The organism is Paenibacillus sp. ALE2, assembly GCF_054113385.1.
Genome location: NZ_CM134213.1, coordinates 4,010,299 through 4,032,948, shown reverse-complemented (window position 1 = coordinate 4,032,948; position 22,650 = coordinate 4,010,299). Strand labels below are relative to the sequence as shown.

Annotated in this window: 26 protein-coding genes; 1 reads left to right on the top strand and 25 read right to left on the bottom strand. The window is 47.1% G+C overall.

Annotated elements, in window-relative coordinates:
• Nucleotides 1–96 precede the first annotated feature (96 nt).
• The 24 genes from ACXHJ1_RS17620 to mtrB all read right to left on the bottom strand — a co-directional run bounded on the left by ACXHJ1_RS17620 (nt 97) and on the right by mtrB (nt 21,738).
• Nucleotides 97–681 (bottom strand): histidine phosphatase family protein, encoded by a 585-nt coding sequence (locus ACXHJ1_RS17620; RefSeq protein ID WP_025365124.1) that lies wholly within the window; start codon nt 679–681, stop codon nt 97–99.
• A 67-nt stretch (nt 682–748) separates the two neighbouring features.
• The gene (locus ACXHJ1_RS17615; RefSeq protein ID WP_457904976.1) at nt 749–1,375 is read right to left on the bottom strand and encodes an anti-sigma factor; all 627 of its coding nucleotides are present in this window, start codon (nt 1,373–1,375) and stop codon (nt 749–751) included.
• Nucleotides 1,372–1,968 (bottom strand): RNA polymerase sigma factor, encoded by a 597-nt coding sequence (locus tag ACXHJ1_RS17610; RefSeq protein ID WP_013310707.1) that lies wholly within the window; start codon nt 1,966–1,968, stop codon nt 1,372–1,374. Before ACXHJ1_RS17610 ends, ACXHJ1_RS17615 begins: the two co-directional genes overlap by 4 nt.
• A gap of 833 nt (nt 1,969–2,801) precedes the next feature.
• Nucleotides 2,802–3,890 carry a prephenate dehydrogenase gene (locus ACXHJ1_RS17605; protein WP_019687857.1) on the bottom strand — a complete coding sequence of 363 codons (1,089 nt, stop codon included), beginning with the start codon at nt 3,888–3,890 and terminating at the stop codon, nt 2,802–2,804.
• A 26-nt stretch (nt 3,891–3,916) separates the two neighbouring features.
• On the bottom strand, nt 3,917–5,020 hold the full coding sequence (gene hisC / locus ACXHJ1_RS17600) for a histidinol-phosphate transaminase (protein ID WP_457904975.1): 1,104 nt from the start codon (nt 5,018–5,020) through the stop codon (nt 3,917–3,919).
• A 57-nt stretch (nt 5,021–5,077) separates the two neighbouring features.
• Nucleotides 5,078–5,884: a tryptophan synthase subunit alpha gene (gene trpA / locus ACXHJ1_RS17595; protein WP_457904974.1), complete on the bottom strand. Its 807-nt coding sequence runs from the start codon at nt 5,882–5,884 to the stop codon at nt 5,078–5,080.
• Nucleotides 5,881–7,077, bottom strand: coding sequence for a tryptophan synthase subunit beta (gene trpB, locus ACXHJ1_RS17590; RefSeq protein ID WP_457904973.1), 1,197 nt, complete (start codon nt 7,075–7,077; stop codon nt 5,881–5,883). The genes trpA and trpB overlap by 4 nt, the downstream gene beginning before the upstream one ends.
• Nucleotides 7,074–7,760, bottom strand: a complete 687-nt coding sequence (locus ACXHJ1_RS17585; RefSeq protein ID WP_457904972.1) for a phosphoribosylanthranilate isomerase — start codon at nt 7,758–7,760, stop codon at nt 7,074–7,076. Before ACXHJ1_RS17585 ends, trpB begins: the two co-directional genes overlap by 4 nt.
• Nucleotides 7,757–8,551 (bottom strand): indole-3-glycerol phosphate synthase TrpC, encoded by a 795-nt coding sequence (gene trpC, locus ACXHJ1_RS17580; RefSeq protein WP_025365128.1) that lies wholly within the window; start codon nt 8,549–8,551, stop codon nt 7,757–7,759. Before trpC ends, ACXHJ1_RS17585 begins: the two co-directional genes overlap by 4 nt.
• Nucleotides 8,541–9,587, bottom strand: a complete 1,047-nt coding sequence (gene trpD, locus ACXHJ1_RS17575; protein ID WP_126666179.1) for an anthranilate phosphoribosyltransferase — start codon at nt 9,585–9,587, stop codon at nt 8,541–8,543. Before trpD ends, trpC begins: the two co-directional genes overlap by 11 nt.
• 34 nt (nt 9,588–9,621) lie before the next feature.
• On the bottom strand, nt 9,622–11,172 hold the full coding sequence (gene trpE / locus ACXHJ1_RS17570) for an anthranilate synthase component I (protein ID WP_457904971.1): 1,551 nt from the start codon (nt 11,170–11,172) through the stop codon (nt 9,622–9,624).
• A 384-nt stretch (nt 11,173–11,556) separates the two neighbouring features.
• Nucleotides 11,557–11,931, bottom strand: coding sequence for a chorismate mutase (aroH, locus tag ACXHJ1_RS17565; protein ID WP_457904970.1), 375 nt, complete (start codon nt 11,929–11,931; stop codon nt 11,557–11,559).
• A gap of 2 nt (nt 11,932–11,933) precedes the next feature.
• Nucleotides 11,934–13,028: a 3-dehydroquinate synthase gene (gene aroB / locus ACXHJ1_RS17560; RefSeq protein WP_457904969.1), complete on the bottom strand. Its 1,095-nt coding sequence runs from the start codon at nt 13,026–13,028 to the stop codon at nt 11,934–11,936.
• A 1-nt stretch (nt 13,029) separates the two neighbouring features.
• Nucleotides 13,030–14,199: a chorismate synthase gene (aroC, locus tag ACXHJ1_RS17555; protein WP_019687864.1), complete on the bottom strand. Its 1,170-nt coding sequence runs from the start codon at nt 14,197–14,199 to the stop codon at nt 13,030–13,032.
• Between the two features lie 232 nt (nt 14,200–14,431).
• A complete protein-coding gene (locus ACXHJ1_RS17550) occupies nt 14,432–15,232 on the bottom strand; it encodes a CheR family methyltransferase (RefSeq protein WP_013371673.1) in 801 nt (266 codons plus the stop codon).
• 29 nt (nt 15,233–15,261) lie between these two features.
• Nucleotides 15,262–15,705 (bottom strand): nucleoside-diphosphate kinase, encoded by a 444-nt coding sequence (gene ndk, locus ACXHJ1_RS17545; RefSeq protein WP_013371674.1) that lies wholly within the window; start codon nt 15,703–15,705, stop codon nt 15,262–15,264.
• A gap of 110 nt (nt 15,706–15,815) precedes the next feature.
• Nucleotides 15,816–16,790 carry a polyprenyl synthetase family protein gene (locus ACXHJ1_RS17540; RefSeq protein ID WP_457904968.1) on the bottom strand — a complete coding sequence of 325 codons (975 nt, stop codon included), beginning with the start codon at nt 16,788–16,790 and terminating at the stop codon, nt 15,816–15,818.
• Nucleotides 16,787–17,653 (bottom strand): menaquinone biosynthetic enzyme MqnA/MqnD family protein, encoded by an 867-nt coding sequence (locus tag ACXHJ1_RS17535; protein ID WP_457904967.1) that lies wholly within the window; start codon nt 17,651–17,653, stop codon nt 16,787–16,789. Before ACXHJ1_RS17535 ends, ACXHJ1_RS17540 begins: the two co-directional genes overlap by 4 nt.
• Entirely contained in the window at nt 17,610–18,269 is a 660-nt protein-coding gene (locus ACXHJ1_RS17530) for a UbiX family flavin prenyltransferase (protein WP_016822210.1), read from the bottom strand. The genes ACXHJ1_RS17535 and ACXHJ1_RS17530 overlap by 44 nt, the downstream gene beginning before the upstream one ends.
• A complete protein-coding gene (locus ACXHJ1_RS17525; protein WP_016822211.1) occupies nt 18,269–19,141 on the bottom strand; it encodes a UbiA-like polyprenyltransferase in 873 nt (290 codons plus the stop codon). The genes ACXHJ1_RS17530 and ACXHJ1_RS17525 overlap by 1 nt, the downstream gene beginning before the upstream one ends.
• Nucleotides 19,134–19,862 (bottom strand): demethylmenaquinone methyltransferase, encoded by a 729-nt coding sequence (locus ACXHJ1_RS17520; RefSeq protein ID WP_017427546.1) that lies wholly within the window; start codon nt 19,860–19,862, stop codon nt 19,134–19,136. Before ACXHJ1_RS17520 ends, ACXHJ1_RS17525 begins: the two co-directional genes overlap by 8 nt.
• A 9-nt stretch (nt 19,863–19,871) precedes the next feature.
• Nucleotides 19,872–20,741, bottom strand: a complete 870-nt coding sequence (locus ACXHJ1_RS17515; protein ID WP_107733424.1) for a heptaprenyl diphosphate synthase component 1 — start codon at nt 20,739–20,741, stop codon at nt 19,872–19,874.
• A gap of 116 nt (nt 20,742–20,857) precedes the next feature.
• Complete coding sequence (locus tag ACXHJ1_RS17510) at nt 20,858–21,409, bottom strand: hypothetical protein (protein ID WP_017427544.1); 552 nt, start codon at nt 21,407–21,409, stop codon at nt 20,858–20,860.
• Nucleotides 21,410–21,507: 98 nt separating this feature from the next.
• Nucleotides 21,508–21,738: a trp RNA-binding attenuation protein MtrB gene (gene mtrB / locus ACXHJ1_RS17505; RefSeq protein WP_025365133.1), complete on the bottom strand. Its 231-nt coding sequence runs from the start codon at nt 21,736–21,738 to the stop codon at nt 21,508–21,510.
• 155 nt (nt 21,739–21,893) lie between these two features.
• On the opposite strand from mtrB, the gene ACXHJ1_RS17500 reads away from it, so the two are divergent.
• The gene (locus tag ACXHJ1_RS17500) at nt 21,894–22,067 is read left to right on the top strand and encodes a hypothetical protein (RefSeq protein WP_016822215.1); all 174 of its coding nucleotides are present in this window, start codon (nt 21,894–21,896) and stop codon (nt 22,065–22,067) included.
• Between the two features lie 71 nt (nt 22,068–22,138).
• Here ACXHJ1_RS17500 and ACXHJ1_RS17495 read toward each other — a convergent pair whose 3' ends face one another.
• Nucleotides 22,139–22,411: an HU family DNA-binding protein gene (locus ACXHJ1_RS17495; RefSeq protein WP_014599981.1), complete on the bottom strand. Its 273-nt coding sequence runs from the start codon at nt 22,409–22,411 to the stop codon at nt 22,139–22,141.
• Nucleotides 22,412–22,650 lie beyond the last annotated feature (239 nt).

Sequence of the window (22,650 nt, the reverse complement as noted above, 5' to 3'; positions counted from 1 at the left end):
ACCTCTTTTTTTGCAAAGGTATAATTAAAAAACAAAAAGACCACGACTCTACGATGAGTAGAAGCCGTGGTCTTTCACAAAGTATTGGAGTTGCAGTCACTTTTTCTCTTGCAAATGCTTCGTGCAATTATATAAAAGCGGTTCCCAGTCCGCATCCTCACGCTGGAGTACACTTAGTGACAAATTGCCAATTCGTTCTGTAAATTTTTCCTGATACAGAGCCTTATACAAATTAGCCAAGAAACCCCCGTGGGAAACGATCAACAGATTCTTGTCCCGATTTTCCGTCCAAAGAGCCTCCATAAAAGCTAGCGCACGAAGCTGAAGATCTGCATCGCTTTCCTGCCCTAAATCCAGCAGATGCCAGTCAACTCCCCACTTCTCTTCACGTTCGGCCTGTGTCATCCCCTCGACCTGACCATAAGCACGTTCTCTTAGTCGATCATCAGGTTCCAGCAATGGCAAATGCAGGGCAGAGGCAATAATATCCCCCGTCTCTTTCGCTCTGGAGAGACTACTGGTAATAAGCCCGTCCCATTGATAAGGCTCTTCCTTCAATCGTTCTGCCAGCAAGCGTGCCTGCCGACGCCCTTCCTCATTCAACGGAATATCACTGTGCCCCTGGATTTTACCTACCGCATTCCAATCCGTCAATCCATGTCTGATCAAGCCAATAAGCATTGTGTCAGTCCTCCGCTGTTGTGTTATTCAGGCATATAATGAATTTTATATGGAGCCCATCTGCCAGCTAATTTCTAACTCTTCTCGTCCGATGGATCCAGCCCAGAGAAAATAAAGCAAGCGCAAGTGCCAATACAGACAACAACATCCAGTATTGCGGGTAAGTAGGAACAATGCTTGCAACCAGCGGATCCATAATGCCACTATTCACATCTTTAATGTGGTATTGATACTGTGGAGATGTACTTGTAGTTTCCAGCAGGCCTGTCGGTAAAATACCCGTGTCCATGACAGGAGCCGCTTGGGGGGGATTTTCCTGAGAGGAGCTTCCATTCCAGTTCAAAAACAAAAAGCTGCACAAAAATACGGCCAAGAAGCCGGCGATCCATACAGACATATACTTACGGGCTGCTGGGTTCACACGCGCACGTCGATGCTCGCCCGGAACAAGCCACGGTGATTCTTCATAAATTCGATCCATGACTCTACGATTCATTGCCTCTAGCTTATCTTCTGTTATTTCAAAGGAAATATCACGAATAGCCGATCGACTTTCTTTTGACAAATTCCAATCATTCTCTTCCGAACCATGCTCCCACCCGGCAGACGAGCTTTTGGCCCGTCTGCGCTCCGAGTCTTGTTTCGATACATTTTTGCCTGTAGCGAACAAATCCTCAGCGTCCCTGGATTTCATTGGCTGCTCATCCCTTCGTTTTCCTCATAGAGAGGCTCAAAAAAATAAGGCTCCAACTGCGTCTTCACACTGGTTCTTGCCCGGAAAAGCAATGACTTCACCGCACTGACCGTCTGTCCTAAAATAGTCGCAATCTCCTGATAATCTAATTGCTCATATTCACGCAAAATCAGCGCAGATCGCTGCTTCTCAGGCAATCTGTTGATTGCTTCACGAACCATCTCTACCTTCTCACCGCGAAGAACAGCCTGCTCCGGGATTACATCCGATGGAGCTACCGGTACATAACCGCTCTCTTCCAATGGAACCTGACCACTACGGTGCTTACGAAGCTCACTGAGCACCGTATTGCGTGCAATTGTATATAGCCAAGTGGAGAACGATGCATCTACCTCGCGAAAAGAATGCAGGCTCCGATACGCTTTATAAAACGTCTCCGAGCATAAGTCCTCAGCAATCATTTCCAGGTTCGAACTTTTCAGCATATGATAAACAAAAGCTAAAATTTTACGTTGGTGCCGCCTCATTAATTCTGAATAAACCTCAACATTACCTTGTTTGATTTCCTGAATCATCTGGGAATCTGTCATCATCCGAGTGAGACCCTCCTCGCCCATACATGTGCTGTTTTCCCGTCCGATTCTGTCTATATATACCGAACAGGCCAAAAAAAGTTGCGCCCTCTGCGCAAATGGATGAAACAGCATCATGGAACATTTGTTATTTTCTTACCCTATGTAGTGCCAACATTAACGGTGCTATCCCCAACAATATTCAATATCCAAAATGGACTTACCCATTGTACCACAAAATGGCCGCCAGTAAAAAAGTCCAAAATCCCCACGATTTCCATCAAAGGCTCCCTAACGCTGGCAGCTAATTCATTTAAACCGCTTTTCAATGGATTTTAAGTTTATTCAAGATAAATGACAAATCCAATCAAAGTGTTTCATTTAGAGCACCAATAAGGATAATTAAACAAAAAGAAAACGCTTTAAAAAAATATTGACAAAATGAAAACGTATACATATAATAAAAGTACAGTATGGTTTCTCTCCACTCCTATCCTACTCAGCTACTTTACTGAAAGTAGCTACCACCCGGGGCTTTACCCGGGTGGTCTTTTTTTCTTTATTAATAAGTAGAAAGGACTATTCCATCGGCTCTTCAAATAACAAAAAACGAGCGAAGAAACTCATCGCCCGCTTTAAATTTTTTCTTACTACTTCACTCCAGAAAGTATGATGCTTTTAAGACGGTCCGTAGCGGAGCGATTCATTTGAATCTGGAGAAGCGCAGCGTTCGCCTTTGCCTGCGGATTTTCCCCTTTGTACATATATTCAGAAAATCTGCAGGCAACAGCGATCGTAAGATCAAATGAATCGCGGAGCGGTCTACCTCCTTATTGAACACTCATACTTTCCTTCTATACAACCACTTTATAGCCCATCGAATCCAGTAAGGTTTTGGCACGCTCCCAGTCCTGCTCTTGACGGAAGGAAAGCCTCATGATGCCAGGAACATCCTCCCGACTTTCAATGATTCGCATATTGCTCAGATTAATGCTGTGATTTCCTAGTTCCATTGCAATTCTTCCGATAATCCCTGGGGTATCCGGTACATCAATATACAGATCAAACGTAGAGACAATAACTCCTTTACGACGCTCTGGCAGTTCACTGCGGAAATGCCCTGCTGTCAAAAATTCGTCAGCAATTCCCTCTCCGTCTTGTGTTCTCAGCAAGTGAGTAAAACGCTCAATCTGCCCATTCCATTCTTCCAACAGGCCCAGTAAAACATCACGATTACTAAGCAAAATGTCCCGCCACACAACCGGATCACTAGAGGCTATCCGTGTAATATCACGAAACCCACCAGCAGCCAATGTACGGTACAACGGATTTTCATCATTGTGCTTTCGTACCTGATTCACCAGCGCTGCTGCAATAATATGTGGAAGATGGCTAATCGCACCGACAATATCGTCATGCATATCAGGTTGGACACGCACAACATGAGCACCGGTATATTTCAACAAGCGCTCCAGCGAGCTGTAAGCTTCCTCAGGCACACCCTCTGCAGGGGAAAGCACATAATATGCATTTTCAAACAACAACGCAGAAGCGGCCTTGACACCGGAACGCTCCGAGCCAGCCATCGGATGACCCCCGATAAAGTAAGCATTGTGCAAAGATATTTCTGATGCCTTTTTGGCAATCGCCGATTTCGTGCTACCTACGTCGGTAATAATACACCCCGCTTTAAGCGGTAACTTGCTTAACAATTCGAGATAATGCTCCAGTAAACCAACCGGAACGCATAAAAAAATAAAATCGGCATCCTTGACCGCCTCTTCAACCGAAAGAGTCGCGGTGTCCACGACACCACGGCTTAGCATCGGTTCTATCAGTTCAGGAAGATGAGCATGACCGACCACAGTAATATCCGGCTTCCCTCTAAAACAAAGTGCGAGGGACCCGCCAATCAGTCCCACGCCGAAAATGGCAATCTTCATCTATTATCAAATCCCATCTGCGGAAATTATAGGCGTACTTTCGCCGCTTCCGCCCCCAGGACCTGTTCCAGCGCACGAATAAACAACTCATTTTGCGGCTGTGATCCAACCGACACCCTAATATATGTCGGATATTTGTGATGACCTGCGCGAATAATCACACCTTTACGAAGCAACTCCTGAAATACCTCACCGGATGGACGACGTACGTCCAGCATAATAAAATTACCATGTGCCGGGAAAGACTCCAGCCCCAAACGCTTCAGCTCATTTTGCAAATAAGCTCTACCCTCTGCATTACGATCCCGACATTCCTGAACAAATTCCTGATCTTCCAAGGCAGCAATGGCCGCAGCCTGTGCTACCCGTGAAGTATTAAACGGCTCACGAACCTGATTGATCAAGCGAATAGTTGCCTCGGCTCCCATACCATATCCGATACGTAGCGAAGCCAGACCATAGATTTTGGAGAAGGTACGCAGTACAACCAAATTTTCATAAGCTGACAACAAGCGAATACCGTCTGGATACGAACGATCTATTACAAACTCAGCGTAGGCTTCATCCAGCACCACCATGATATGCTTTGGCACTTGGTTCAGAAACGCAATCAGCTCAGCTTCGGGTACAATCGTTCCCGTCGGATTATTTGGATTACAGATCCAAATAATTTTTGTACGGTCATTGATATGAGACAGCATGGCATCCAAATCATGTACACCGTCACGCAAAGGCACCTCAACTGCAACTGCTCCCTCAATTTCCACGTTACTTTTATAGACGGAAAATGTCTGATCAGCCATGATGCTTTCTTCCCCTGGAAGGAGGAATGCACGTGTAATCAACGCAATAATTTCGTCAGAGCCACAGCCATAGATAAACTGATCTTCTTTTAAACCCGTCCGTTTAGCTAGTGCCTGTGTCAGAGCAACTGCACTTCCGTCAGGATATACACTGATGTTAGCAAACTCCTGCTGAATGGCCTGCAACACTTTGGGAGAGCTGCCATACGGATTCTCGTTTGAGGCGAGCTTGATTACTTCATCGAGTCCCAGCTCACGTTTCACATCCTCAATCGGTTTACCGGGCTGATATACTGGCAAATGTACAATATGCGGTTTAGGTTGCATGCCCCTTCCTCCTCTATCCAATCAGAACTAAATTAAATATTTTATATTTGACACCCATTACTGCTTTAATTGTGCCACAAAATCGCGAATTTGCAAAAGTCCTTCTTCTCTGCGTGCAGAATCCTCCAGCAATGGAATGGCTTCCTCCACCTGTCGCACAATGGCACTGCCAACCACAACTCCATCGCAAATGTCTGAAAACCGGACAACCTGCTCACGATTTGAAATACCAAAGCCTATCGCCACCGGAACATCCGTATGCCGTTTGACCTGCGCGATAAAGCCCTCTATACCTTCAAAAAAAGAAGCTCTTTCTCCGGTTACACCCAGCGAAGATACACAGTACACAAATCCTCGGGCCTGACGGGCAATTCGTTCGATCCGTTGTTCAGACGTTGGGGCTACCAGCGGAACCAGATGCACACCTACCTCTGCTGCCCGTCCTCCCAGCTCCTCTGCTTCTTCAAGCGGAAGATCCGGAATAATCAGACCACTGATACCGTGCTCCTGCAAGCCTGCAAAGAAAGCATCCATCCCCATCTGCAATACAGGATTATAATACGTGAACAGAATAAAAGGCAGGCTTGAACCTGCCGCCCTAGCCAGAGACGCTGTCTCCATACAGGTGCGGATTGAAATTTGCCGTTTCAGTGCACGTTCAGACGCACGCTGAATCACAGGGCCGTCAGCCAACGGGTCCGAATAAGGTACGCCTAGTTCCAATATATCGGCTCCGGCTGACTCTAACTGCCGAATGATCTCTATCGTGGTATCCACATCCGGGTCGCCTACCGTCAGAAAAGGAATTAATGCCGTTTTGCCTTCATGTTTAAGGCGTTCAAACGCCTGATCAATTAAATTCATGACGGATTTCCCCCTAAATACTTGATAATGGAGTCCACATCTTTATCCCCGCGCCCAGACAAACAAATAACGATAATATCATCTGAAGTCAACGTAGGTGCCAGCTTGGCGATCTGTGCAACGGCATGTGCCGACTCTAATGCAGGCAGTATTCCTTCGGTACGGCAAAGGAGCTGAAGTGCATCCAGCGCTTCCTGATCAGTAATCGGGACATATTGGGCCCGCTCAATATCTTTTAGGTATGAATGCTCCGGTCCAACACCTGGATAATCCAGTCCAGCCGAGATGGAATGCGCAGGTTGCACTTGTCCGTACTCATCCTGAAGCAGATAACTCATAGAGCCTTGGAAGACTCCTTGCGTCCCCTTGCTCATGGTAGCTGCATGGAATTCCGTCTCGACGCCTTTACCAGCAGCCTCCACGCCAATCAAAGCAACACCTTGATCCTCTATGAAAGGATAAAACATACCGATAGCATTGCTTCCGCCACCGATCGCTGCCACAACAACATCCGGAAGTCTGCCTTCCTTCTCCAAGATCTGACGGCGTGTTTCATCGCCTATCACACGCTGGAAATCCCGCACCATCATCGGATACGGATGCGGACCGACAGCCGAACCCAAAATATAGAACGTGTCATGAACATGGCTCACCCAATAACGTAAAGCTTCATTCCCGGCATCCTTAAGTGTACGCGTACCGGATGTCACCGGAATCACTTCTGCACCCAAAAGCTGCATCCGAAATACGTTCAACTGCTGGCGAACCGTATCCTCTTCGCCCATAAACACTTTGCATTCCAATCCGAGCAATGCAGCTACGGTAGCCGTTGCGACACCATGCTGTCCTGCACCTGTTTCGGCAATGACCTTCTGTTTACCCATACGCTTTGCCAGCAATCCCTGGGCCAATGCATTATTAATTTTGTGGGCGCCAGTATGGTTTAAATCTTCGCGCTTCAAGTAAATTTTTGCCCCGCCCAGATGTTGGCTCAGACGCTCCGCATGATAAAGCGGAGTTTCCCGACCCGAATAGTCTTTTAGAAGTCCGTTCAACTCTGCTTTAAATTCAGGATCATCCGCGTATTTTCGGTAGGATTCCTCCAATTCAATCAGTGCGTTCATCAACGTTTCCGGTACAAAACGTCCGCCAAATGTTCCAAAACGTCCGTTGTTATCAGGTAATTGTGTCATGCCTGCTTCACCCTTTCTACGAATGCTGTGATTTTTGCAATGTCCTTGACTCCGTTCGTCTCTACACCGCTGGAAACATCCAGCCCGTCGGGATGATACTCGCTAATCAGTTTTTCTGCGTTATCGGCAGTCAGCCCCCCAGCTACAAACAGAGGGATTCCGTGTTGATGAGTCCAAGCCTGATAGGCGGGAATTCGATCCCACGCAAACGTTTTTCCAGAACCGCCACCATACAGGGGATCATAGGTATCCAGCAGTAAAGCATCAATCGTCCCAACGTAGGCCTCCAGTTCGTCGGCCCGGCGTTCTGCCTGGCCCTTCACCGTCTGCTCTTGATTGTGCACAGACCAAGCCTTGAATACCTGTATGCCGAAATGTTCCTTAAGCTCCCGGCAACGCTGCGGACTCTCCTGTCCATGCAACTGAATGACATCCAATGGTGCTTTCTCCATCACATCGTTTAACAGTGCATCGTCAGGGTTCACAAATACGCCCACGCTGCGCGGTCTGCTGCCCGAGGCCCATTCATCCAATACGCGAAGCAACTCTCCAGCATGTGCGCCGTCAATCCGGCGCTTGCTGTCAACAAACACAAAACCTATATAATCGACCGGTAAGTTTACCATAGATTTTAGCACTTCAACGCTTTGAAGTCCACAAATTTTTACGCCCGTTTTGTTCATGCTTTAACCCCGTCCATCAATTCGACTACAGCCTGTCCTACATCTTCCTTACGCATCAGATGCTCCCCTACAAGAATGCCGTGCGCACCTACCGAATGCAGATATTTAACATCTTCCGGTCCTGCAATGCCGCTTTCGCTGATGAATGTAACCCCTTTTGGGATCAGTGAGATCAGCTCCTCTGTCGTCTGGAGACGGGTCTCAAATGTCCGAAGATTGCGATTGTTCACACCAACTAAGGTCGCTGTACCCAGATCCAGCACTGCTTTAAGTTCCTCACTGTCATGCACCTCTACCAACGCATCCAGCCCAAGATCCTTGGCGATTTGTAAGAATGAACCTAATACATTCTGTTCCAATATCGCGGCAATCAACAGTACCGCATCCGCTCCCAATAGACGAGCTTCATAGATTTGCCGTTCATCAATGATAAAATCTTTTCGCAGCAGCGGAATTTTCACTTGATCGCGAATTTGCTGTAAATATTCAGGACTCCCCTGAAAATACGTAACATCTGTCAGTACAGAAATGCAATCGGCTCCTGCTCCCTCATATGCACGCGCAATATCCACCGGATGGAAATTTGGTCGAATCAACCCTTTGGACGGAGAAGCCTTCTTTACTTCAGCAATCAGCCCGAGCGGACGGTTGCGTTCGCTGGCGATCGCATTTTCAAATCCTCTCGTCACAGGTAAATCTGCAATTAAGCGTTCGGCTTTATTAATCTCAAAATGCTGCTTAAGCTGCTCCACTTCTTGTCGCTTCGTCACCACAATTTTATCAAGATACATATTGATATTCCCCCGTTGCCTGTATTAATTGATCCAGCTTGGAAAGAGCCAATCCAGAGTCGATGGCTTCTGCCGCTCTCGCTACTCCGTCTGTCAAGGTAGCTGCTGCGCCTGAGACATAAATACACGCTCCTGCATTCGCTAGCACAACATCACGATAAGCTCCATGCTCTCCGTTCAAAATTCGCCGTATGATCTCTGCGTTAACCTGAGCATCGCCGCCCAACACCTGATCGAGAGAATGTGTCTGCAAGCCCAGATCGGACGGATGAAGCTCGAACGTGTGAACCTTGCCGTCCTTGAGCTCGGATACTCGTGTGGCGGCCGAAATACTAATTTCATCTAGCCCATCCAAACTGCTGACGACCATGGCTCGTTTGGAGCCAAGCTGGTTCAATACCTCGGCAATCACTTCCGTTTTGCCAGCGTCATAAATACCCAGCAACTGCCGATCCGCACCAGCCGGATTCGTCAATGGACCGAGCATATTGAATACCGTCCGCACACCTAGCTCGCGGCGCGGTGCTGCGGCATGCTTCATAGACGGATGATACAGCTGTGCGAATAAAAAGCAGATACCGATGCGGTCCAGACACGAGCGAGCCTGATCACTTGTCAAATGAATGTTGACTCCGAGTGCCTCCAGGACATCAGCGCTCCCGGCACGGCCACTTGCAGAGCGGTTGCCGTGCTTGGCTACCCGTACAGAAACCGAAGCCGCGATAATAGCGGAAATGGTGGAAATATTAAACTTGTGAATACCCGAACCCCCGGTGCCGCATGTATCCAATAGACGACTGTTCCCCTCTCCAGCTTGCACTGGACTAGCGTAATTGCGCATTGCTTCGGCAAAACCGGTGATTTCATCTACCGTCTCTCCCTTGAGGCGAAGAGCCGTCAGGAGCCCGCCGATTTGCGCCTGTGTAGCACTCCCACTCATAATCTGTTCCATCACGCTACGGGCCTCCGTACGCGAAAGATGCTGTCCCTCAATGATCCGGCTTAACCCTACTTGTATCATGTCATGTCGTTCCATTGTCGTCTCCTCCTCAGAATCAGATTTTTGTGTGTTACGGAGTGTACAAATAATCTTGGTTGATGACGCTGTTGTAAGGCTGTGTAGTTGCTGGAAACATCGCTTCCGCCGTGCGGATTGCTTTCAGCAGTGCCTTTGCTTTGTTCACCGTCTCCTGATACTCGCTTTCCGGTACCGAGTCCCACACAATTCCAGCCCCTGCCTGGACATAGGCCCGGTTCTTTTTAAACACAATTGTGCGAATCGTAATGCAAGCATCCATATTGCCTGAGAAGCCCAAATATCCAATTGCTCCTGCATAGGTTCCGCGTGCTTCCCGCTCCAGCTCAGCAATAATCTCCATCGCCCGTAGCTTTGGAGCTCCGGATACGGTGCCGGCAGGCAGGCAAGACAGGAAAGCATCGAAGAAATCTTTGTCCTCACGCAGTTCGCCCGACACATTCGATACAATGTGCATCACGTGGGAATAGCGTTCAATCTCCATGAATGTATCGCATTTTACGCTGCCAAACTGGGATACACGTCCCAGATCATTTCTTCCCAGATCTACCAACATCAGATGCTCTGCACGTTCTTTTTCATCCTTCAACAATTCTTCAGCAAGCGCCGCATCTTCGGTTTCCGTTACGCCACGCGGTCTCGTTCCTGCAATCGGTCGGGTCTCTACACGGCCGTTTTCCACCTTGACGAGTGCCTCCGGCGAAGTGCCTACGATGATCTCGTCATCCATTTTCAGATAATACATATATGGCGACGGGTTCATCGTGCGCAGCACGCGGTATACCTGTAGTGGAGAGGCCTCTGTATCGATGTGAAAACGCTGGGACAGTACAACCTGAAAAATATCACCGGAGCGGATATACTCCTTTGCCTGCTCCACGTTTGATATAAATTGTTCCTTTGTCACATTGGATTGGATCTCACCCAGTTCCACATCATCAGGAATGGAGGCAGAGCCTAATCGCTCCGGTGGGGACTGCTTGCGCAGATACTGCGCCGTGTTCTCCAACTTGCGTTCCACATCTGCATAAGCAGCACGAATGTCCTCCTCGCGGAACCCTTCACCTATATGAACATTGCCAACCAGCAAAATTTGCTGTTTCACATGATCAAAGACAATGACTTGATCGCAAAACATAAAACGAATATCATCCATATTCAAATCATCTACCGAGTGCTCTGGCAGCTTTTCGTAGTATTGAAGCAGGTCATATCCAAAAAATCCGATAGCCCCGCCTGTAAATGGAGGCATGTCTTTCAGTTTCGGACTACGGTATTTACGAAGTAATGCTTTGAGCGCTTCAATCGGCTTGTCGCTTAATATTTGCCGTTTACCGTGTTGTTCCAAAATCAATCGACCTTTTTTACCTGAGACCATCAGAAATGGGTCTGTTCCGATGAAGGAATGTCGCGCCCACTGCTCGCCTCCCTCTACACTCTCCAGCAGAAAGGCACGGTCCCGCTCAGCATACCGACGGAAAATCCGAATCGGCGTCTCCATATCAGCCAGCACTTTTTTGTACACAGGAATCAGGTTAAATTCATTCGCCATCGCTATCACTTGCTCCACATGCGGCGTTAACATGAGATCACTTCCTTTCCAAATTGGCGCAGAACCCAATGGAGAGAATAAAAAAGCCTCTACCCGTAAGGTAGAGGCTGTCAGTTATTGAAATTATAAGAATGCTCCATATGTACAATGATCACAGCAAATAGAAAAGCATACACTTATCCCTTTTGCATAACCGCGCAGGTTACCTCAAATAAGCTTCTCTTTATGAAGAAGGTCTCTTCACGGACAAAAGCTTACCCGCTACCGCTGGTCTCTGTAATCTCATATGGAATTGGCTAGACTACACTCTTCTCATCTCAACTCTGCTCTGGCTAACTCTACTCTACTCAACTCTGCTACACACACTATATCTCATGGAATGTTACTTTGGCAACCATCAACTTAAAAAATGGACGATTATTTCCCTTGGGAAGCCAGATCTGGTCTTAACATCTGTGCTCCGTTCAAATATACATGTTTCATTTCACGCTGAGTTTTATCGGTATTCACCTGTACCATCAAACGGATGCACTTGGGCAAGCTACCAGCTACAGGAATTTCTAATGCACACATGAGCGGAACCATGTCCCAGCCGTCAAGCTGACGGATGGCCATGGCTGGAAAGGCAGCATCCAGGTCATGGGTCACCGTTATCCATACATTACTAATATCCTCCGGCTGAATTTCATTGTAGGATACGATTTCCTCCAGTAGTTGGCTTGTTGCTTCCAAAATTTCGTTTGCTTCATTATTCGTCACGGTCGTCGCGCCACGAATTCCACGATTGTACATCGTTACGCCTCCTCTTTTAACTGTTCAATGACTTCCCGGATGTAAGAGACGGAAATATCCTTAACAACCTCCACACGCCCAATACTGCGTGGGACAACGAAAGTAATACTGCCTTCTTTGAATTTTTTGTCATGCATCATCGCTTCGAGCAGTTGATCTGTATCGAGATGTGACGGAAGAGAAGTCGGTAAGCGCAGCGATGACAGCATATCCTTCGTTTCGTTTACCAAAGAAGGATCTGCCCCTAGCTTCACACCCAGTAGTGCCGAGCCAACCATACCAATAGAAATGGCTTCCCCGTGTAAAAACTCACCATACCCCGCAATCGCTTCAATCGCATGCCCAATCGTATGGCCTAAGTTTAAAATAGCGCGCAAATCATTTTCTCGTTCATCGCGTGATACAACTTCGGCTTTAATGGAGCATCCCTTCTCCAGCCCGTACTCCAGTGCCGTCGCATCCAGTCCGAGCAAATCCGTCGAATGTTCACGGCACCACTGAGCAAAATCAGCATCCCAGATCAAGCCATGCTTGATCATTTCAGCAAGCCCCGCAGATACCTCGCGAGGAGGTAATGTTGACAACGTATCTACGTCATACAGTACGAGTTCCGGTTGATGAAAGGCTCCTATCATATTTTTCGCCAAAGGATGATTGATGCCGACCTTACCACCCACGCTGCTGTCATGGGCAAGGATAGTAGTTGGAACCTGTACGAACTTGATGCCTCTCATAAAAGATGCCGCCACAAATCCAGCCAAATCACCCACCACACCACCACCAAGAGCGATAACAGCTGAATTGCGATCCAAACCGCCCTCAATAGCTGCTGTTATACCCCGCTCAAATACAGCAAGCGACTTGGATGTTTCACCTGGCTTAACGACAAATGATACCGTTTTGTACCCCGCCTCTTGAAGATTGCTTTCCAATGTTGCCAAGTAGAATCCCGCTACATTTTCGTCTGAAACAATCAATAATGGGCTTTTTTGTGCAATTCCTCGTTCCTTCAACGACTCTCCGGCTTGATGCAACAACCCACGTCCGATAAGAATAGGATAAGAACGTTCGCTAAGCTGTACCGTCAGCGTACTCATCTTAGTATTGCTCCAGTTGTTGTTCATAGGATGCAATATTCGCACGGATTTCTTCAATTGAATCCCCGCCGAATTTCTCTAGTAAAGCTTTGGCTATCTCCCAAGCTACCACATGCTCCATGACTACGCTTGCCGCTGGTACCGCACATGCATCCGAACGCTCAACCTGTGCAGTGAACGCTTCTTTCGTATCAATGTCAACGCTTTGCAGTGGCTTATAAAGTGTGGGAATTGGCTTCATAACGCCACGAACCACCACTGGCATTCCGTTGGTCATGCCACCCTCAAAACCACCCAAACGATTCGTACGACGGTGATATCCACGTTCCTCATCATATAAAATCTCGTCATGCACCTGTGAACCGCGCAATTCTCCTGCTTCAAACCCAATGCCGATTTCCACACCTTTAAATGCATTGATCGACATGACGCCTTGTGCGATACGTGCATCCAACTTCCGATCATACTGTACATGACTGCCCAGACCAATCGGAACACCTTCCACGATACATTCCACTACACCACCGACGGAGTCACCTTCTTGCTTGATCAGGTCAATGTAGGCTTCCATTTTCTTCTCCGTTTCTGGATCGGTTACTCTTACCGAAGAAGCTTCTGTTACGGCAATCAGTTCATCAATCGGCAAATCGCGATAAGGAGCTTCGATTTCACCAATGCGGATGACCTGACCTGCCACCTTGATCCCGAACTCAGCCAGCAATTGACGAGCCAACCCGCCACATGCCACACGAATTGCTGTTTCCCGTGCACTGGAGCGTTCCAACACGTTACGAAGATCCTTCAGGTTGTATTTCATTCCGCCATTCAAATCCGCATGACCCGGACGCGGCCGATGAACCCGACGCTTTTCTTCATCACTGCCTTCAATAGGCTCAATATTCATAATATTCTGCCAGTGCTTCCAATCGTTATTTTCCACAACTAGTGCAATTGGTGCACCTGTGGTATATCCGTGACGTACGCCACCAGCAATCTTCGCCGTATCTTTTTCAATCTGCATACGCCGCCCCCGTCCATATCCTTTCTGACGACGGTGCAATTGAAAATTCAATTCTTCAAAATCCAATTTCAAATTACTCGGCATACCCTCTACAATGGCAGTTAGCTGGGGACCATGCGTTTCCCCCGCGGTTAAATAACGTAAACTCATGACGCGTTCCCCCTTTAAACTGTTAAACTGTGCATCGCTAAAATCTTTAACTGTGCTTCATTATAGTATACGCACCTTTCTTTGACAAGAAAAGCCACGTCTGAGGCAGATAAACAAAAAAACACGTCCCTCAGCCAGAAGAGCTAAAGGACGTGCGCTGTTGATAAGCCAGCCATCCATTACCTAAGAATAGAAATAAGTTCCTACGAAACGATGGATGATATGTACAGGCTTATGCTTTTTTGCGATAAAAAAAGGTTTCAGTCGATTCCAGCCCATATTGGTTAGGAGAAAAGATTTGCTCGGTACTGCCGACAAATAAAACACCGCCGGGACGAAGGCTGGCAGCAAACTTTTGATACAACGCATGTTTGGCCTCTTCTGTAAAATAAATCATAACATTTCGACAGATAATGAGATCATACCCATCCTCAAACCGATCCAGCAGCAAGTTTTGCTTTTGAAATTTCACAGCCTGTTTTAGACGGTCATCAATCCGATACATGGCACCATCTGGTTTAAAATATTTGCTAGCTACCTGCTCAGGCACATCCTTGAGCGAACGCTCCAAATATTTACCTTCCTTGGCTTTAGCCAATGCACCATCATCAATGTCGGAAGCTGTAATAGAGCAATTCCCTAAAATCCCTTTACCGTCGAGAACCATAGCCAGGCTATAGGGCTCTTCACCTGTCGAGCAGGCCGCACTCCACAGCTTAAGCTTCTGCTTTCCCACAAGCAGCTGTGGCAAAATGATATCCCGCAGCACTTCCCACCGATTGGGATTTCGCCAAAACTCGGAAACATTGATCGTCATACGATCCAAGAATTCATAGAATAGAGGTTTTTCCTTCATCATGGCATCATAAAAAGAAACAAAACTGGGAAACCCGTTTTTGTTGCGAAGCGTCGTTAACCGCCTTTTCATCTGTGCTTCTTTGTATTGTGCAAGATCAATACCTGTGCTGTCCTTGATTTTGCGGATAAACGCTGTGTAATCGGGGTCCGTCTGACCCAGTTCCAGATCCGTCATGCTACCATCCTTCTTCATACGTAATAAACTTACACCCAGGTCGCTACAGTTTTTTCATACCGAACCAATTCTTCCGGTGTGAAAAAATTTGCAATCTCGCGCTCTGCGCTCTCCGGTGAATCTGAACCATGAATGAGGTTAAACGGTGTATGTGCAGCAAAGTCTCCACGAATGGTGCCCGGAAGAGCCTCTGTTACTTGTGTTTTACCAATCAGCAAGCGGGAAAGCGTAACAATGTTATCCCCTTCCCAAACCATGGCAAATACAGGTCCTGATGTGATAAAGCCTACAAGCTCTTCAAAAAAAGGCTTGCCCACATGCTCCGCATAATGCCGCTCTGCTTGTTCTCTAGATACCTGCACAAGCTTGCCAGCCGCCATTTTGAAGCCCTTGTCTTCTAAACGACTGACAATACGTCCAATCAGTCCGCGTTGTACACCATCCGGTTTAACCATCAAAAACGTACGATCCATCGGCTCACTCCCAATCCAATCTAATGTATTTATACAGTACTAATCTGTATTGTAACAGAAAGATTGGAAACGGTTAAAGTATTTTGTCACAGCAAACCTAAAATACAACTTTAGTAGGAGCGGCGTGTCACAAAATGAGCAATATCGCGCAGCGTCTTTTTTGTTTTGACATCTGGTAGTAAGTCCAGCGCGTTCAGCGCTTTATTAATATATCGGTCAGCGAGAATTTCAGCTTTAGCGATTCCTTCACTTTTTTTGATCATATCCACCGCTTTACGTGCGTCTCCTTGCCCGTCCCCATCCTGAATTCGCCGGATTTCAGCCAGCAGATCATCTCGCAGTTCGGGTTGTTCAAGCGCATAAATGACCGGAAGCGTAATATTGCCCTGTCTCATATCGCTGCCTGGCGGCTTGCCGATCTTTTTTTCTGTTCCACACAGATCAAGCAAATCATCCTGAATTTGAAAAGCCATACCTACGTTATAGCCATAGCTGTACAACAGTGAGTTGACTCTTTCCCGTGCTCCTGCAGCCATAGCTCCCAACTGGCAACTGACCGCAATCAACAATGCCGTTTTGCGCCGAATGCGAAGCAAGTAATTGCGCACACTCTGATCCACATTAAAAAAATCACGTATTTGTTCCATTTCACCAATCGACATCTGCACCAACGCCTTAGACAGCACTCGGTGAATATCGGGATTCGGCAGTCCAGCAGCAATAGATAGTGCGCGTGCATATATGTAGTCTCCGGTGTACATAGCCACCCGATTGTCCCATTTGGACTTCACGGTGAGTTGGCCACGTCTCATTTCTGCATCGTCAATCACATCATCGTGAACGAGAGAGGCAGAATGAATCAGTTCCAGAGGTACCGCTATGCGCTTGAGCTTGTCCAGATCATATTCTCCAAACTTGCCTCCCAGCAATACAAACACGGGACGCAAACGCTTGCCCCCTGCTTTAAGCAGATGAAGCGACGTATCATTAATCAACGGCTCCCTACTGTCAATGCTGCGGTACAGCTCTTCTTCTATGAAGTTCATATCCTTTTTTAATAAACCGAACAAATCCAATCGTTTCATTCTTTCACCCGTGTCAGCGTATTGTCACTCCAGAGAAGCGGCTTCACTCGTCGGTCAAGCAGCCCCAGTTCATATGCATACTTAAAATAAAGCTCTAAACCTTGTTGTTGCTTCTCTCCAAAATCATAACACAGATTCGTAAAGTAGCGCTCCCAATAATCTTCTGAACCTCCAATTTCCTTGCAAGCTTCAGAAATAACAGGTGTCAGATCAGACAGACTACGCTGCTTGCTTACGCGGAACGCACTCGCAATTTCAGCCACTGCAGCGGGATTCTGAGCAGCAACAGCACGTCGAACTGCCCATACAGCAAAGGTCATACTATAGCCCGTCCAGCGTTTCCACTCTTCCCCGAGGTCGGTTACGTACAGGCCCTCACTTCGCCAGGAAGCCTTGATCGCGTGATCTCCAATCAGCAGCCCTGCATCTGCCTGTTCCAGCATCAAATCAAGATCCGGTTCACAATCAAAGTAAGTAGGCTGACCTTCCCATGCCTTTTGCATCAAAATTTTCAACAAGTTCACCGATGTGGCTGAAGTATTCGTCAGTGCAATGGTGCCGTTAATGATTTCATTTAGCGGCTTGCGTGAAAATAGTAAAATGGATTGGACTGGACCGTCTGCACTAACGGATAAATCGGGCAACAGCAGCATTTCCTCAGCACCTGATGCATACGCAAAGGAGGACATCGCACTCATATCCAAACTCCCGTTCAGCATGCCTCGATTCAATTCAGCCGGAACTTTGGAAACCATCTCCGCCGAATAGAGAAGCTCTGAAGGATTAAAGTAATGAAAAATAGGCCAGGCGTTTGTATATTTAATTTTTCCGATTGTGATTGTCTTGGTGTCCGGTATCGGCATCGGAATCCCCCCATCTCGTAAACAGTTGATGTTCTATACGCAAGCTGTCTAATACTTTGCCTACGAGGAACAGTACAATATCATCCAGCGTCTTTGGATGAAAATAAAAAGCTGGCATGGCCGGAATCATTTTGACGCCGAGTCTCGCAAGCTTAAGCATATTTTCCAAATGAATAGCATGTAGCGGTGTCTCACGAGGCACAAGGATTAGCGGACGACCTTCCTTCATCATCACATCTGCTGCACGTGCCATGAGATTATCAGACGAACCGTGCGCTACCGCTGACAACGTCCCCATCGAGCAGGGCATGATAATCATGGCATCTACTAAATAAGAGCCACTCGCTATTGAAGCTCCAATATCTGTGAACGGATGGTATACAAGAGAACCGGGACGGCCTCCGAATTGTTCATTCAAAGCTCCTTCCCGGTCGGTCACATTCCAGCCCAGCTCCTCTTTCAATACCCGCCAGCCAGCATTAGAAACAATCAGGTGAACTGTATACTGCAAGTCCAGCAGTGTCTCTACTAGTCGTACACCATAAATGCTTCCGCTCGCACCTGTAATGCCAATAACGATTCGTTTGCCTTGATGGTTGCTCACCTGATTATTCATTAGTATTGACGCACCACCAAATCAATCAGTGTAAAAGCAAATACGACAATGCTAAGTACACCGTTCATAGTAAAGAATGCCGTCTGCAAACGACTCAAATCTTTTGGAGATACGATATAGTGCTCATAAAATAAAATAATGTATGAAATAATCATGCCCGCCAGATACCACCAGCTTAAATCTGCGATAAAGAACAGCACAATAAATCCGATCGCCGTAATGACATGGAACACACGGGCGATGTTCAGAGCACCTGCTACACCAAAACGGGCAGGAATAGAATAAACCCCTTCGCTCTGGTCAAAATCAATATCCTGACAAGCATAAATAACATCAAATCCAGCGGTCCAAAATGCAATCGTGAGATAAAGTACGATAGCAGTTAAATCCATTTGTCCCGTCACTGCAACCCACGCGCCTAGCGGCGCCAAACCAATGGTCAAACCAAGTACAAAGTGGCACAGCCAAGTAAAACGCTTGGTGTAAGAGTAAAAAACAAGCATAAAAAAGGCCAGCGGGAACAGCTTGAACGCCAGCGGACTTAACTTGAATGAGGCCCAAAATAACAACAACAAGCTAACGATGATGAAAATCACCACTTCGCTCGATTTGAGCAGCCCTGCCGGAATAGCGCGTCCTGCTGTACGCGGATTTTTCCCGTCAATCACACGGTCAATCATACGATTGAAGCCGAAGGCTGCGCTACGTGCGCCAACCATAGCCAGCAAGATCCAACCGATCTGCGGCCATGAGGGAAGGTTGTCCGTCACGACAACTGACCCCAATACAGCCCCCATAAATGCAAATGGGAGCGCAAATAAAGTATGTTCAATTTTAATCATTTCCAAAAAAATAGCAATTTTCTTAAACATGCTGACTCTCCTTGATTCCAATATGCAATGCCGCAATGCCTCCGGTGAGAGAATGAGCCTGAACATCCTTCAATCCGACTTCACGAAAGATGTCAGCCAGTTCATCCCTTCCTGGAAAAAGCGCCAACGAATCAGGGAGCCATTTGTACTGCTCATAACGTTTGGCGAACAATTTGCCGAGCATGGGCAAGATGTGCTGAAAATATGCGTAGTAAATTCCCTTGAACGGCTGCCAAGTAGGTTTGGACAACTCTAGACATACAACCTGCCCACCAGGTTTGACGACTCGTTGCATTTCCTGCAACACGCGGCGCAGATCAGGTACATTGCGTAGACCGAAACCAATCGTCGCATAATCAAATGAATTGTCTTCAAAAGGTAGATCCATCGCGTTGCCTCGTACAAGCTTGATTTGCTTTTCACGGGATTCTGATGTAATCTTGCGCTCGCCAACATTTAGCATGTTCTGGCTAAAATCCAATCCTACGATGTGACCACTTTCACTTGCACGCGCCATCGCAAGCGTCCAGTCACATGTCCCACAACAAAGGTCGATTGCCGTATCGCCGTGATGCATGTTCATTTTTTTCATTGTAAATTTCCGCCAAGCCTTATGTCTGCGAAAGCTCAGTATATCGTTCATCAAATCGTATTTACCGGCTATACTTTCAAACACGCCATGAACGAATTGCTCTTTCGGCTTGGTGTCGCTTGATCCCATGACGTTCACCTAACCTTCCCTCACAACCGGGTGCGAACTGTTTAGCAGCTTCAGGAAAGGCTCAAGCATGCATTCAAATTCCTCAATCCCCGTGTTTTGTTCATCTGACAGGGTCTGCCGGATGTGTGTAACAGCCGTGCGAAGCTTGTCCAGTATCGCATCCTCGGCTTTGTATTTCAGCACAAGCTTACGCCAAACTGCTGTTTCAGTACCACCCTCTGAAAGCAGTGCCTGCTCATGCTGGTCTCCGTTACCGTAAATATGCCAGAACATATATCCGAAACGGGACTTGTCTGGTTCTGCCCGTTTCTCCCATTCCTCCACCAGCGTTTCACAGACAGCGAATTCATTAAGAAGCTGCTTCCAGACTTCCTGATCCTGTTCTGCAATAAGGGAAGTCAATGATAAAAAAAGCTCCTGCTTGAAGCAAACCATCTGAGTTAAATACTGAGCGGCATTCAATCGAAAATGCTTCATCTCCCAGTATAAGCTCATTTTCCCTGCGTTCACTTCACATACAGCATCACTCAGCTTCGAAATGGCCTCGATTCGACCTGCCAGTGCAAGTAGCTGATAAAAACGGCTGCTGAAGTAGTCACCGGCTAACACTTTCAGCTGTCTGGATCGCATCTCTTCCGGACTTCGTATACCGGATAAAGTATCAATCATATCATGCGTATCCAGTCCCATCTGCACAAGTGATGTAACCAAAGCGTACAGTTCATCCTCACTGGCATGCAGCCCTTGCGCATTCCGGTTCAAAAACTCAAACAGCAAACGGGTACGGCTGTCAGGAAAAGCCGGCATTTCCGTATGTTGTTGAATCATGTCGTATTCCACATATTTCCTTGCTAATTGAGGTACGCGATACGGTTTCATCCTAAGCCTCCGAGCCATGACTTTCTGGTATACTCAAATAATTGCAATGCCTTATATTATATCACAATTTAAAATGATTCGCGACTAAAGTACTGTAGGTCCAGCGGTAGAAACATCTAGTTTGTATATACACCGCTAAACCTGTTTTGCCACATGGGCGTTACTGTAATGCGGAAACGAGATTTCAAATCTTCTGGCAGTTCAGCGCCTTCCCGATTTCTAAGTTGTTCCAATGCCTCGTTCGTCCACTCGTTCCGGCGTATATCGGATGCCAGCAGCAAATGGCGTTCTCCTGACCATTCGTCCTGCGTCACCACCCGCAACAGCAATTGCCGTACATTCGTCGTTCCGTAAAAGCTAAAGGCGGCAAGCTCCGCCATGTTCTGATAAATCTCCAGAGGTGTGGTTTCTTCCTTGGACAGCTTAACATCCAGGGTCAGGACAGAATGTTCCCAGCTTGCACTTGCAATCGGTGTGGTCAATGGAAGCTCGTTCAGTGTATCTACCAGATTGTCATCCGTCAGCAACACTCGTTGCTGGGGCGAGATTGTTGCCTGTGTTTCACGAACTGCTGCGGTACCCGAGTCCAGCATCTGTAAGGACGGCAGCAATATTGCTGCTGCGGTGGTTATGAGAATGGAACCACCGAGTACAATCCAAGGTTTCATCAGAGCCTCCCCTGACCCCTACCCCATAATGTGGGTTTGCTACGGTAAAGGTCCTCACTCTCATTGTACAACAAAAAAAAGCAGGCTATGCCTGCATTTTACTCCTCCGTATCTACAACACCGTGCTTGGTCATCACCACGGCCTTGCCGCGAATTTTGATGGCAGAAGTATGATCCGTAAATTGGACGATCAGTATCTCACCCTTGTCCAATTTTTCTGAATGATGCAGGCGTGTATCCTGACCTCTGGTCAGACCAAAAACCTGACATCCGTTGCTTTTTGCTTTAATTACGACGTACTCACTGCTGCCCGTCACGTTATCTTCCATGTCCTTTTCCTCCCTGAGAGCCGAAGCTATATTTTTATGATGGAGATTTAAGATTGTTTTGTCAACTACATGCTTTCCTCGCGCCTGCAACAATTAGTGCTTCCTGTGCCATACTATCTGTGCAGTCCCATCTATTTACGAAAGGAACGGATCGGATGGAAAACTATCGTCCCGCCAATCTCAGTCCTGCTCAGATAGAGCAGCTTCAACGGCTGGAACATGAATTTGCCGAGCTGACAGGTGAACCCCTGGTGCTGATTGCTTATGCCTCGCGAAACGGCAAGACACCTTCCTCTTCTTCAGTCCATAGCACCTCTACCACAAAGTAAATAGGACAAAAAGAAAAGGCCGTGAATCAAATTCACGGTCCTTTCAGCGCATTGGGAATATGTAAGAAATCTTATTTAATTCCGTCTTTGAGCGCTTTACCCGGTTTGAATGCCGGAATTTTGCTCGCAGGGATTTCGATTTCTTCTCCTGTTTGCGGGTTACGTCCTTTACGTGCGGAACGTTCACGAACCTCAAAGTTCCCGAAACCTACCAGTTGTACCTTGTCTCCGTTTTGCAGTGCTCCAGCGATCGCTTCAAATACTGCATCGATTGCTTTGGTTACGTCCTTTTTGGACAATTCAGTGCTCTCAGAAACCTGATTGATCAAATCCGTTTTATTCAACATATTCACCTCCCAATTCAAGTGTAGTCCAGCATTAAGGTTATCGGTGTGCTCCACCGATAATGAAGTCGCCTGTATAAAATAACCCGGGCGGCATACTGCCTTCCATAATGTTATCATCTGTTTCCGTTTCGTCGTTAAATATACATAGAATATACCTAACCACCGCCATATAGGCCGAAACTGGCGTTTTATGGCACCCTTCTTGCGTGGAACAAGGTTTATAGTAATACAGTCGA